General features: G+C 50.8%; 1 protein-coding gene (running past one end of the window). It reads right to left on the bottom strand.

From position 1 onward, the window contains the following. Positions 1-15,581, bottom strand: part of the annotated coding region (locus PBN151_RS22720) for a non-ribosomal peptide synthetase (RefSeq protein WP_370510447.1) (this coding region is incomplete at its 3' end). 13,209 nt of the annotated region lie to the left of the window's left edge; 15,581 of its 28,790 annotated nt are in view.

Below are 15,581 nucleotides of genomic sequence, written 5' to 3'. Positions count from 1 at the left end.
GGCAGCTCATCGAGCTGCACGAATAGGGACGGCATCATATACGACGGCAACGATGCGGCCAATGCGGCACGCAACTCGGCTGCTGCCAGCGGTTGTCCACCCGTTACATAAGCGCATAATTCCTGTGCATTCTCTTTTGTATCGTTCGCTTCTACTACCGTTACGACGGCTTCGTTTACACCCGGGATGCGCAGCAGGCTGGCTTCAATTTCGCCCAATTCAATCCGGTATCCACGAATCTTCACTTGATGGTCGATCCGTCCCAGATGCTCCAGCCGCCCATCAGGCAGCCAGCGCGCCAAATCTCCGGTTCGGTACAATCGTTCCCCAGCCCCGGATACGAACGGACTGTCCACAAATTTCTCTGCCGTCAGCTCTGGCCGCGCCCAATATCCGCGGGCGACTCCCGCACCACCGATACAGAGCTCACCTGCCACGCCAATCGGCTGCGGCTGCAGCGCCTCGTTCAAGACGTACACCTGCGTATTCGCCATCGGCCGTCCAATACTGATCCGTTCATCCTCGCCCAAGTGGTCGAATGTGGACCAAACGGTCGTCTCCGTCGGCCCGTACATGTTATACAGCTCTGCGTCCGAATGCTTTCTTACCTGCTCATACAGGGTGGAAGGGAAGGCTTCACCGCCAACCAGCAGCGTCTTGATGCTCCGCAGCTTCGCCGTGCATCGCTTATCCCCAAGCAGCAACATGAGACGCGAAGGTGTAAGCTGCATCATCTGAACCGGATGCTGTGCTAACAGTTCCGCTAGTACGGCCGGATCCTGCTGCGCGTCCTCGCTGGCGAGAACGATCTGCATACCGCAGCTCAGCGGCACCCAGCTCTCCGCGGCAAAGATATCAAAGGACACCGTCGTGAGGCACAGCATTGCATCATGCGCCACGTACGGTAGTTCGCGAATCATTCCCGAGATGAAATTGACCACATTCCGGTGCTCAACGACGACCCCTTTCGGCATACCAGTCGTGCCAGAAGTATAGATGACGTATGCGCTGTTGGATGGTTTTATTTCCACGCCGACAGGTGCAGAAGAATACCCGGCCAGCTCTTCGCTGAAGGAGATTGGGATCGCTTCACCGCCAACACTTGTATTATCGCCAATATTGACGCCTTCATGGTCGCCCTGATTGTCGCACTTATCGTCACATTCATGGACACCATCAAAGCCTCTTGCCTGATTGACATGCTCCATCATACCCAGCAGACCGACCATTTCTTTCGTCAATCCATCATCCAGACATAATACATCACGCAGCGATGTGGCCTGCATTACTGTCACACTTCCAAGCTGAACCGAATCCGTCAGCATTACCCGCATCCCGGAATCCCGGATCATCCCCTCCATTCGCTCCTTAGGCAGAATAGGGTCAATCGGCACATAAGCAGCACCTGCTTTCAAAATCCCCAGGAGACCGGCGATGAGCTGCGGCGAACGGTTCATCAAGACACCTACGCGCTCTTCCTCCACCACGCCATGAGCCTGCAGCCATTGCGCTATGCGGTTGGCCTGCTCCTCCAGCTCCCGGTAGGTCAACCGCTGGTACGCGTACACCACTGCCGGACGATCAGGCGTCTTCGCCGCCTGCCGCTCAAACAGGGAAGGAATACTTGCCTCTACAGGAATCGGAACCTTCGAGTTGTTGAACTGAACCATTAACTGCTCTTGCTCGGCCGCCGCCAGCAAGCCGGCACTATTCAGCCTGACTTGCGGATTAGCAGAGACCTGACGCAGCAGCTCCGTAAAATGATTCGCCCAACGTTCAATCGTTTCTCGATCGAACAGCATAGAACTGTATTCGAGCGAGCAGCGCATTCCTTCCTCGTGTTCGCGTACCGATAGGGTCACGTCGAATTTCGCCGCGTTATAGTCGAACGGATAAGAGGATAAACGCAGTCCCGGAAGCTCCAGCTCCACCTGTTCTGTGTTCTGCAAGACGAGCATCGCGTCGAAAATCGGATTGCGGCTCGTATCGCGCCGGCGAACGACCTGTTCCACCAGTTCCTCGAACGGATAGTTTCCATGCTCGAAAGCCCCAAGCGCCGTCTGCTTTACTTCCTGCAAATAAACGGCGAAGCTTTTGTCTGCGACCGGATACATCCGCAGCGCCAAGGTATTCGCGAACATTCCAAGCATGCCTTCCAGATCAGAATGCGGCCTTCCCGCCACCGGCGAGCCGATAATGATCTCTTCCTGCCCGCTAAGACGCGATAACAGCGTACTATATGCTGCAAGCAGCACCATGTACAACGTGGCCCCGTTCGCTCGTGCCAACTCGTGCAATGACGAAGCAAGTCCATCGCCCAGCTCGAAGTCTACTTGGCCTCCTTCAAAGCTGCGCAATGCATGGCGCGAATGATCAACCGGCAGGTTCAGCACCGGCAATTCGCCTGCAAACTGTTCCAGCCAGTAAGCTTCCACCTCGCGGTACGATGGCATCTGTGCATACTTCTGCTGCCATACAGCATAGTCCTTATATTGCAGCCGCAGCGGCTCTAATTGTTCTCCGGCGTACAGCTTCATAAATTCTTCTATAAAAATATTCATCGACGTGCCGTCCGATATAATATGATGCATATCAAACAACAGCAGGTGCTGTTCTTCGCCGAGACGAATCACGGCCGCGCGCAGCAGCGGGGCCTCACTAAGGTCAAACGGACGGAGAAATGCTTGGATTTGCTTCTCAACGGCCGCCCCCTCAAATTCCTTATAAATCACGCGCAACACCGGATCATCCTCAACCCGCTGCACCGGATCTCCATTCACGACAATGAACGAAGTACGCAGCGACTCGTGGCGGCTGACCATCGCCTGCAGCGCGGTTTCCAGACGAACCTTATCCAATGCCCCCTCGAGCTGCAGCGCCACCGGCATATTGTAGCTAAGTCCCACCCCCTCTAATTGCTGTAACAAGTACAGCCGTTTTTGAGCAGAGGATAGCGGATAATATGCTTGCTTTTCTACAGGCAGCAGTTCTTCATACGTATGACAAGTTAAGGCTTCCATTGCCGCTGCCAATCCTTCTACCGTAGGCGCCTGGAAGAACAAGCGCAATGGAACTTCCACATCAAAAGCCTGGCGAATACGAGATGCAAGTGTCATCGCCCGCAGAGAATGACCGCCTAATTCAAAGAAATTGTCATGGACGCCCACGCGCTCAACACCCAGCACTTCCTGCCACAACAATGCAAGCTTGGTTTCCATATTTGTTCGTGGAGCCTGATAATCTTTGCCCACCTTGGCGCCATCCGGCTTCGGCAGCAACTGGCGATCGACCTTTCCATTCCGTGTAACAGGCAGTTTCTCAAGCTGGACGAAGAATGTAGGAATCATATAATCCGGCATTACCGCCCCGAGAGCCTCGCGCAGCTCGGCAGAAGAAAACTCGCGTTCACCTGCGATATAGGCGCATAACTCGTTATTGCCGTCCTCATCCCGATGTACGACAACGGCTGCTTCTCGAACCTCCTTGATCCCGAGAAGCCGGTTTTCGATCTCACCAAGTTCAATTCTATATCCACGAATCTTCACTTGATGATCCATACGGCCTAAATATTCGATGTTCCCATCCGCCAACCAACGAGCCAAATCACCTGTTTTGTACATCCGTTCACCGGAAGAGAAGGGATTGGTGATGAACTTCTCGCGAGTACGTTCAGGCTGCTTCAAATAACCCTCTCCGACGCATGCACCCCCGATGCACAACTCACCTGCAACACCTATCGGCTGCGGGCAGCCCAGCGGATCCAAAATATAAACAGAAGAATTGCTGATCGGTCTGCCGATTGGAGGAAGCTTTGTCCCGATATCATTCGGCGTAACCGTGTACGTAGTAGCAACATGCGTCTCGGAAGGCCCGTAGTGATTATGAAGAGTCACCCCACGCCCGCCCAAATAACGCTGCAGCGACTTTCCGACAACCAACGCCTCTCCTGCTGTTATGATGTGACGCACGCTGCTAGGCCACGCGAATTCATAAGTTGGGTCATTCCATGCAAACTTTACAAAGGAAGCAGGCAAATAAATCGTTTCTATGTCCTGATCCTCGATATATCGGAAGAGCGCGACGGGATCCCGACGCATTTCCTCATCGACGACATGAAGCGTCCCGCCCGCAAGCAGCGTAGTGAAAATTTCCTGGTAGCTGACATCAAAGCTGTAGGAAGCATACTGAAGCACATTTTTATGAAAAGGTATGTCCGTATGCTTATGTTGATAAAGCACAAGATTGATAAGGTTTCGATGATTCAAAATAACGCCCTTAGGGTTGCCCGTAGTCCCGGAAGTATAAATGACGTAAATCGGCAATCCATTTTCTTCGCCCAATGAAACCTCAGTCGACTCATGGACGCTTCTTCTAATTTCATCATTCTCAGATAGCAATTCGCTCATTATCAGCATTGTTCCGTCATAGGCGAAGCTTTGAGCCATCCGTTCTGAATCGATGAGCAAGCAAGCTGCCTGGGAATCCTCGAGCATATAAGCAATACGCTCCTCCGGGTAGGACGGATCGATAGGCAGGAAAGCCGCGCCTGTTTTAAGAATCCCTAATAAGCCGATTATCATATGAGGAGAACGACCAGCCATAATGCCGACTATGCTGCCCTCCCCTATGTTGCGATGCTGCAAAGCAAGCGAAATTCGATCAGAACGTTGATCCAACTCTTGGTAAGTAACCATGGTTTCACCACATACCAGAGCAATGCCATACGGAGTCTTAACTGCCTGCTCTCCGAACAATTGATGAATGGTCGCATCTGGAATCTCCATGGAACTTCCGACATGCCAAGACGACAGCTTATTCCGTTCCTGTTCACTCAGCAAATTCACTTTACCGAGTGCAATCCCCGGTTCATCGACCGCGTGCCGCAGTAATTGGATGAAATTTTGTTGCCAACGTCCGATCGTGTCCCTTTCAAACAGGGCTGTTGCGTATTCTAGACTGCAATGAAGCTGATTTCCCCATTCACTGACGAACAAGGACAAGTCAAATTTCGCAGTAGGATTCTCCAGTTCAAACGGAGATACCTCTACTCCCTGCATCTGAAGCTCGGATTGTTCCATGTTTTGCAGTGCAAACATGACGTCAAAAATCGGATTTCGGCTGACATCCCGTTGTTGAACCACTTGCTCGACAAGCTCTTCGAACGGATATTCCGCATGTTCAAACGCTGCGATAGAAATTTGCTTGACTTCTTCAAGATATTCGGCAAATGTTTTCTCCCTGGATGGCGTCGATCTAATTGCCAATGTGTTCACGAACATTCCTAGAATATTGGATAAATCAGCATGAGGACGGCCGGCAATAGGCGTCCCGACAATCAGATCTTCCTGACCGGATATCCTTGAGAGAAACGCGCTATACGCAGATAGCAGTACCATGAACAAGGTAGTTCCCGTATTTTGCGCGAGTTTGCGCAATTTGTCGGTCAATTCCGCATCTATCCAGAAATCGAGATGGCTTCCTGCAAAGCTTTGTACTGGCGGACGAACAAAATCATAGGGCAAGGAAAGAACCGGAAGTTCTCCTTCAAGCTGCTCCAGCCAGTATTCCTTATGCAGATTGTACGCCTCGGAATGCTCCTGCGCGTTCTGCCATACTGCATAATCCTTGTATTGAAGAGATAGCGGCGGCAAGCTCTCTCCCATATACAGACTCGTGAGTTCCTTTATGAATATCTCCATAGATGTGCCGTCGGAAATAATATGATGCATGTCAAACAACAACAGATGCCGTGTATCTGCCAGCTTTATCAATTGGATGCGCAGCAGCGGCGCTTGTTCCAGATTAAAAGGACGAATGAAATTCTGGATGATCTCTTGGAGCTGATCCTCCTCGACATCGCGGAATGACAGCGAAAAATCAGCTTCCGGGCCAATGATTTGAACGGGTTCGCCATTTACGAAATCAAAACGTGTGCGAAGGACTTCATGGCGAATCGTCAGCTCCTGTATAGCGGATTCCAATCTTGCTACGTTCAATTGTCCATTGAGCAGCAGCGACGCAGGCATATTATAGCTTCGCTCCGCTCCTTCGAGCTGCTGCAGAACATATAGTCTTCTCTGTGCAGAAGACAGTGGATAATATTCCCGCTCCCCAACAGACTGCAGGCCTTCATGAGTGATTTCAGCCATTCCGTCCACAGTCAGTGCCATGGCTTCAACGGTCGGGTACCGAAATACGTCCCGAATGGCAATAGGACTACCCATACTCTGATGAATGCGAGATACGAGTATCATCGCTCTTAGTGAGTGGCCGCCAAGTTCAAAGAAGTTGTCGTGGATCCCCACTTGAGATACATGCAATACTTCCTGCCAAAGCTCTGCGAGCTTAGCTTCCGTAACAGTTCGTGGAGCTGTATATTTGGAGGCTCTCGCCATATCTTCTACGGGTTCCGGCAGCGCCTTCCGATCCAGCTTGCCGTTTCTTGTAAGCGGAAGCTCCAACAAATGCACAAAATGCGCAGGAACCATATATTCAGGTAAAGCGATGCTCAGGTGATGCCTCAATTCGGTCGGCTCCAGGCGTTTGCTCCCCACGTAATAAGCACACAAAGCCTCACTTCCCGTTCGCTCTTCCCATGTCACGACAGCCGCTTGGCGAATGTCATCATGAAGAAGCATCCGCGCTTCGATTTCGCTAAGTTCAATCCGGTAACCCCGTATTTTGACCTGCTGATCGATTCTTCCTAAATATTCGAGCGTTCCGTCCGGCAGCCAGCGAACCAAATCCCCAGTTTTGTACATGCGTCCGCCTTCAATCCAAGGATCCGGTACGAATTTTTCCTGCGTAAGCTCTGGCAAATTCCAATATCCTGCAGCGACGCCTGCGCCTCCAAGGCACAATTCTCCAGGCACTCCTACTGGAAGCAGCTGCCCCTGAGCGCTCAGCACGTAGGCTGTTGTCCCCTTAATTGGCCGGCCGATCGGGATGTTTCTTTTGCCGTTTTCTCCCATAACTGCAAATGCAGTTGAGAAGGTCGTGTTTTCGGTAGGACCATAACCGTTCCAGATCGTCAGTCCCGGACATGCCTCCTTCACTGCAAACGCATGCTTCGGCGACAGAACCTCTCCGCCCATAATCAGATGTTCTACGCCAGTAAACAGACCCGCATCCTCATCGGCCAGGTGATGAAAGAGCGAGGTCGTCAAAAACATGACTGTGATTCCATGATCCTTCAGAAACGGCCCCATCCGATGAGCATCCAGCAGCACATCCCTCTCAACTGGATGCAAAGAGCCTCCATGCAGGAGCGCTCCAAATATTTCGAACGTAACCGCATCAAAGCTTACCGATCCGGTCTGCGCGAAGCGGTGATGGGCGTGGAACGGCACGTATCCATCGTTATTCACCAGATTGAGTACATTTCCATGTGTCACCAGTACGCCTTTTGGTCTTCCCGTTGTACCCGAGGTATACAGGATATAAGCCGGGTAATCGGAGTCGCTGTCGTGTGCTTCTTCAAGTCCCAAGCGCTTCAAATCCTCTTGCGCTGTTAACGCTTCATCTAGAAGAACCCCGCCATCAAGCGTGATAACCGTCCCTTGGTATGAAACAGGTGCTTTGAATTCTTGTACGGCCAACAGGAACTCTGCTCCGCAGTCACCCAATATATACAGATGTCGCTCCTCAGGCGCATCTGGATCGAGCGGTACATAGACTCCACCCGCCTGCAGAATTCCCAGTACCGCAACGACGAATTCGATCGAGCGTTCCGCCATAATGGCTACGGCTGATCGCGGCTGTATACCTTCCCTCCGCAGCATGGCGGCAACAAGATTCGCTTGAAGGCGCAGCTCCGCATAAGTGAAATGCCGCTCACCGCACATGATGGCTGTCCGATCCGCATATAGGACGGCTATTTCTTCAAAACGTTGATGAATTGTCGTTTGAGACGTGGTTTTTTGGACTGGCAAGCCGCTGAATGTCATCAGTTGATTGAGCGCGGCTGCTCCACTTAATAACCTTGCTTCGCCAAGTGTCGTATCCGGCTCAGACGTCACATGATTCAACAGCTCCGTCAAATGGTTTGACCACCGTTCGACCGTTTCCCGCGTAAACAAGGCGGAAGCGAACTCCAACGAACCATGGTAGCCATCCGCTCTCTTGGATATCATCAAGGTAAGGTCAAACTTGGATTGCTTATCCGTAAACGCACAGGACTCGATTTTCAAATCAGGAAGATCCAGAAGGGAGTTCTCCGCGTTTTGCAGTACAAATACGGCATCGAAGAGCGGATTTCGGCTCATGTCGCGCTGGATGGCAACTCGATCTACCAGTTCCTCAAAGGGATACTCGCCATGGTCAAAAGCATCGAGCGCTGTTTGCTTGATTTCCTCAACGTATTCGGCAAATGTTTTCTGTCCGGAAGGGAACGTGCGCAATGCTAGCGTATTGACAAACATCCCCATCATGTCCGCTAGATCCGCATGCGGGCGTCCGGCTACCGGCGAGCCGACAATAACCTCCTCGTCACCGCTCAAACGGGAGAGCAGAGTACTGTACGCGGCCAAGAACACCATGTAGACGGTAACCCCTTTATCCAGCGCCAGCTTCTGTACTGCTTCCGACAATGTTTTCCCCAGCTTGAAATCAACCCGGTCGCCTGCAAAACTGCGCAATGCCGGACGCGCGAAATCGGTTGGCAGCTGCAGAACCGGCAGCTCGCCCGCAAAATGATCAAGCCAGTATTTTTCCTGCTCCCGATAAGAATCGCTAAGCACGTATTCTTGGTACCACACCGCATAGTCTTTGTATTGCAGCTTCAGCGGGGGCAATTCTTTCCCGGCATACATACTCGTAAATTCCTTGACGAATATGTCCATCGACACGCCGTCAGAAATAATATGGTGCATGTCCAACAACACATAATGGAGATGACTTGCCGCACGAACAATTTTCACGCGTAGAAGTGGCGCATGACTGAGATCGAAGGGAATGATGAATTCTGAGATCATCGAATGAAGCTGCTCTTCTTCCACGTCACAATAGTCAACTGTAAGCGCTACTTTTTCGTGTACGCTCTGCACTGGCTCTCCGTCTGCCATCATGAAGGAAGTTCGCAGCGATTCATGACGAGCAACCAGTTGCTGCAAAATTTCTTCGAAAAGCATCCGGTTCAGCATGCCTTCCATTCGAAGAACGGCTGGCATGTTATAACTTACCTCTGCTCCCTCCAACTGCTGGAGCACATAAATTCGCTTCTGTGCAGAGGTAAGCGGATAATGTTCCCGGGTTTCAGCTTGTCCAATTCCTCTAAATGCTTTGTTCTTCCGGGACACTATTACATCAGTCAATGTCTCCACGGTAGGATACTGGAACAGATCACGAAGTGAGATGTCGGCCTGCAGTTGCTTCTGGATGCGCGCTACCAAAACGGCCCCTTTCAACGATTGCCCGCCTCGTTCAAAAAAGTCGTCCCCCACGCCTAACAGACTGATACCAAGCACCTCTTGCCACAACTCTGCCATTTCCTGTTCAGCAGGATTCCGCGGGGCAATGTACTTGCTGTCTTTCTCCAACTGTCCGGTTGGCAAAGGTAATGCCCGTCGATCCAATTTGCCGTTCACGGTGAGAGGCATCTGCTTCATCGGAATAAAATAAGCAGGAATCATATAGGACGGCAACGTTTTGCCAAGTGCTGTCCGCAGCTCCTTTACCGGGTAATCCCGATCCGCCACAAAGTAAGCGCACAGACCGATATTCTCCGCTTCCCCCACAACCGTAACGGCTGCCTCTCTTATGCCTGGAAGCGTCAATAGATGCGCCTCAATTTCTTGGAGCTCAATACGGTTGCCGCGAATTTTCACCTGATGATCGATTCTACCCAAATACTCCAGCCTTCCATCCGGCAGCCAGCGTGCCCAGTCGCCGGTTCGATACATTCGTTCGCCGGGCACGAAAGGATCGGAGGTGAACTTATCAGCTGTTAACTGTGTTCGGTTGAGATAACCGCGCGCTACGCCAGAACCGGCAATACACAGTTCCCCTGGTACGCCGAGCGGAGTGAGCTGCCCTTGTGAGGTAAGAATATATACTCGTACATTTGGAATCGGGCGCCCAATTGTAACAGCCTTCTCTGGCTCTAGCTCAATCGCAGTCGTCACTACGGTATTTTCGGTCGGACCATATTCATTCATCAATTCCATGTTGGCATTCATCGACTTCAAACGGCTGATGAGCGCTGTCCCAACGGCTTCCCCAGCCAGCACAGCGCTTCGTACCGTGCGCCAGTCATCGGGATTCATACTCTCCAGCAATGCCGAATAGAAGCTCGGTGGACTTTGCATATGGGTAATGCGACACTTTGTGATGACCCCACGAATGGCCAACGGATCTTTGCTGTCTTGATCGTTCAACAAAACAACCGCCGCTCCTGACACAAGGGGGCCAAAAAAGTGGGTCACGAATGAGTCGAAAATGAAAGGATTCAACATTAACGCCTTGTCACCAGTTATAAACCGGTAGCGGTTCGCTTTCCATTGAAGCGTATTGGCCAAGCTGCCGTGCTCGATCATAACACCTTTGGAGTTCCCCGTAGTGCCAGATGTATAAATCACATATGCCAAATCCGCAGGCTCGACAGTTCTTCCTTTCATGAACGCTGCAGCCCTATCCGGATGCTCATTATCCTCAAAATAAATAACGGAACTATTGCCGATGATCTCCTCCGCCAGAGACCGGTACTCTATCGAAGTCAACAGAACCTTAGGGCAACTGTCGTTCAACATATAACGAATCCGATCCATCGGAAATTGTGGATCAAGCGGAAGATAGGCTCCTCCTGCCTTCAGAACAGCCATTAAACCAACCGCCATGTCACAAGACCGATGAATCATTACGGCGGCAATTGTCTCCGCACCTACGCCTTGCGCGCGAAGCACAGCTCCCAACTGTTCTGCTCGCTCATTCAGTTCTCGGTAACTCAACTCCTCGTCTCCAAAAATAACCGCTGGCAGCTCAGGAGTGCGGGCAACCTGCTCTTCAAATAAAGTGAGCACCGTAGCGTCAGAACGATAATCTGCCTTCGTCCCTGCAAATTGCTCAAGCAATAACTTTCTTTCCTGTCCACTTACCAAGACATATTCGTCCAATCGAGAATGTGGCGATGCTACCGCTTGGCGCAGTAATTCTAGGAAACAAGCTGTCCACCGCTCTATCGTGTTGCGACTGAACAAGGACGCCGCATATTCCCAAGTGAAGGAAAAACCCTCGGCTTCTTCTGTAACCGTGAGCGTCAAATCGAACTTAGATGCAATATAGTCAAATGGATAAGTGGAAAGAAGCAGGCCTGGAAGCTGAACCATAGATTGTTCGGAATTTTGCAGCACAAGCATTGCATCGAAAATCGGATTACGGCTTGTGTCGCGCTGCTTCACAACCTGTTCCACCAGTTCCTCAAACGGATAATCCCCATGTTCAAAAGCGGATAATGCCGTCTGGCGAACCTCCTTCAAGTAAGCGGAAAAAGGTTTAGTACCTGCAGGAAGCGTACGCAGTGCCAACGTATTGACAAACATGCCGAGAATGTTTGCCAAGTCGGCATGCGGACGACCAGCCACTGGCGTGCCAACAATGATCTCCTCCTGCCCGCTAAGACGAGACAGCAGCGTGCTATATGCCGCAAGCAGCACCATGTACACCGTACTGCCGCTCTCCTGCGCCAGCTTACAGATCCCTTCCGCCAACTCGCCTCTCAGTTCAAAATCCGCTCGACCACCCTCGATGCTGCGCATCTCCGGACGCGGATAATCAGCCGGCAGGTTCAGCACCGGCAGCTCACCTGCCAGTTCCTTCTGCCAATAGGCTTTCTGATTCATATAGGCTTGCGACTGACGATATTCTTGCTGCCACACCGCATAATCCTTATACTGCAGCCTCAGCGGGGCGCTATCTTCTCCAGCATATAGAGATGCCATTTCTTCCGTTAAAATTTGAACGGAAATACCGTCTGAAATAATATGATGCATATCGAACAAGAGCAAATGGCGCTCTTTCCCAAAATGAATGACCTTCGCTCGCAGTAGTGGGGCAGTACCGAGATCAAATGGGCGGATGAATGCCTGGATTTTTTCTTCTGCTCTGCTTTGTTCCGTTTCCTCATAAGATAAGGCAAAAGCAGCGGCATCATGGATTTGCTGCATTGGCTCTCCGTCCACAACCGTAAACGAGGTGCGCAGCGCCTCATGGCGGGCAATAAGTGCTTGAAATGCCTCTTCTAGTCGTTCCTTATCCAAATGACCTGCAACTTGAAAAGCAGCCGGCATATTGTAACCAAGACCTGCTTCATCCAGTTGATGCAGCACATATAATCGTTTCTGTGCCGATGACAGCGGATAATGATCCTGCTCCGCTGCGGGAAGAAGAGACTCATAGACCCGCTCGCCTGCTGAAGTGACCGCTTGAGTCAATGTCTTCAGATCGGTCGATTGAAAGATATCTCGCAAGCCAATTTCGGACTGAAACTCCTGATGAATGCGCGTCAGCAGCGTCATCGCTTTCAGCGAATGGCCTCCGAGCTCAAAGAAATTATCATGGAGTCCCACGACATCCTTATTCAATACCTCCTGCCACAACAGCGCCATTTGCTGCTCTGCGCCTGTCGTTGGACGAACGTATTCTTTGTGGGATGCAATTGCATCAGGTTTCGGCAAAGATTTACGATCCACCTTGCCATTCGGCGTCAAGGGAAGCCGATCAAGCTTCATATATGTGACCGGTACCATGTAGTCCGGAAGCTTCGTGGAAAGGAATGCCCGCAATTCGGCAATCTGCGACTCAATATCTCCACCTGTATAATAGGCGCAAAGCACAGACTCTCCCTGTGCATCGGACATATTGGCAACCACCGCCTCGCGGATGTCCCCGAACTGCATCAAATGCGCTTCAATCTCTCCCGGTTCAACACGGAAGCCGCGAATACTGAGTTGATCATCCATGCGGCCTAGAAACTCTAAATTACCATCTGGCATCCAGCGGGCCTGGTCACCGGTTTTGTAAATCCGTCCGCCTGCCGCATAAGGGTCTTCAGCGAAGCGCTCGCTCGTCAACTCCGGCCGATTCAAATAGCCTATTGCTACTCCTTCTCCTCCGATACACAGCTCGCCGGCTGCTCCTACAGGCTGCAGCGTTCCTCCCGCCCCTAGTACATACAGCTTGACATGGGGAAGCGGCTTGCCAATGGGCACAATTTCTTCATTAAACAGCTGTCCACCCTGTTCCAATTCATAATAAGACGCATCGATACAAGCCTCTGTTACCCCGTAGCTATTCAGGATGCGCATCTTGGAGCCAAACCGCCTATTCAATCGAAGGAAGTCGTTAGCCGCAAGGCGATCCGAACCAAGAATAAGCAATTCAAGCTTACCGGTACTCAGGCGATGATCGTAAATATAGTCCATTAACGGCACTAGCAGGGCAGGTGTCGATTCCAGCAGCGTAATGCCATGTTCTACAATCAGCCGATGGAGCTGCGGCAGCTGAAGACGAGCCTCATTCGGGCAAAAAACGAGTACTCCCCCGTTCGGCAATACTCTGGCTAGATCACCGGCAAATACATCAAATGAGAAGCTGGCAAGCTGCAGCAGCCGAACCTCCATTTCTTGAAGCTTGTATTCTTGGCGCCACGCCCAAGCCGTCTGCATCCAGCTATGGTGTTCTACCATAACACCTTTCGGTGTTCCCGTTGTCCCCGAAGTATAAATTAGATAAGCAAGCTGTTCTGGGCTACAATGAACGCCTAAATTCGCAGCATCACCGGCATAACATTCATCCTGCTGCAAATTCAAGATCACGCAATCTTCAGGCACAGCAAAACTAACGGAAGCGGCCGTCAACAAAATGCCGGCTCCACTATCAGCCAACATATAAGCAAGCCGTTCGGGAGGCAAAGAGCAATCCAAAGGCACGAAGGCTCCGCCAGCCTTAAGCACGGCAAGAACCCCCACTACAATTTCAGGCGAACGTTCACCTATAATCGCCACGGGGTGTCCCATCTCAATTCCCAGATTTCTCAAGGTGCGGGCCAGCCTATTTGCACGTTCATTTAATTGGACGTAGGTCAATGACTTTCCGACCATTTCCGAAAGCACAGCCATCCGATCGGGCGTTTTCGCGGCCTGTTCCTCGAATTGTTCATGCAGCAAACCTCCGGGATGCCAATCACATTTTTGGCCCGCACTAAAGCATTCAAGGATTTCACTGCGTTCTTCCGGCGGCATTACATTAATTTGGGCTACCGCCTCCATCGGCGCTGCCATTCCTTCCCGGAGTACATGCATTAATCTCGCAAACAGGCGCTGTATATCTTCAACTGCGAAAAGATCCGTCAAATAATCGATTTGGATCGCCATCTCGCCAGTTTTTACATTTTCACGGATGTGTACGGTTAACTCGTTATCTTGATGGCCATTTCCGAGAGGCATCGTGTCATATTGTATAGGGGCATCTACCGGAACAGTGTCCCATGCCATAGGATGATAATTAAAGAAAATGGGCAGCAGCGATCCCGTAAAACCAAATCGCTCGCGGAGCTCAGGAATGATGCGATTGTAAGGGTATTTCTGATGTCTAATTAGCTCGCCCTGCTTCATTTTCACCCGTCTCAAAAGGTCAGCGAAAGACATTGAACCATCTACGCGCATGCGAAATGGTGTCGTGCTGACGAGCATTCCGACCATCATTTTCTGATCAGCAGACGTTCTGTTGGCATACATGGTTCCTAATACAACCTCTTCTTCTCCGCATAGTCGCGCGAGATAAAGACATAGAGCCGTTACAAACAAATTAAAGGCAGATACTTGGTGTTTTTCGCAGAATTCATGAATGTCTGTGCATAGGGATGAGGGAAGTTGATGTCGACTGTAAGAGGCTTCACTGGTGGCCGTCTGGGATGCGCGCTCGGAAAAAGATAAGCTTGTGATTGGCGGCAACGTACTAAATTCTTTGTCCCAATATGCCTTATCCTTAAGGAACCGGGAAGAATCAAGATAGGCAGCTTCGCTATTAAGAAGTTCTGTAAAAGAGGGCGCTGATTCCAATGGAAGCTCCTCATTACGCAGCAAGGACATATAATTGTGAATGATTTCGTTGCCAAGCAGGTTCAAGGAATAACCGTCAGCTATCACATGATGAATTTTCAAAAACAAGCGAGCCTCCAACTCTCCTGTCCGGAACAACGTGAATTCAAACAATGGGGAGTCAAATAGAATGAGAGGCTGGCGCGAACGCAAATCGACGATCTCCCGCCATGTTTCTTCTCCTTCCCCCCTGACATCTAGTACATCAACATGGAATGGCTCGAACAGAGCAGTATAAATTTGTGGCTCCTGACCGTCAATTTGTCGTAATCTCACTTGAAGAGAATCATGCCGGGAAACCAGCATATGTATGGCCTGTATAATCTTCTCTTCGATAATCGTTCCCTGCAAGGTAAGCAAGCTGTTCAGCAAGGCAACGGTTGTATTGGGACTAAGCAGTTCCATATACCATACTCTTCGCTGCGCTTCTGTTAGCGTCCAGGTATTTTTTACGGTTAATTGTGATTTATTACTATTTGACATATTCAT

The organism is Paenibacillus sp. NAIST15-1 (genome assembly GCF_001894745.1).
In the GTDB taxonomy this organism is placed as follows: Bacteria; Bacillota; Bacilli; order Paenibacillales; family Paenibacillaceae; genus Paenibacillus_B; species Paenibacillus_B suaedae.
This window is presented reverse-complemented; position numbering and strand designations above follow the sequence as displayed.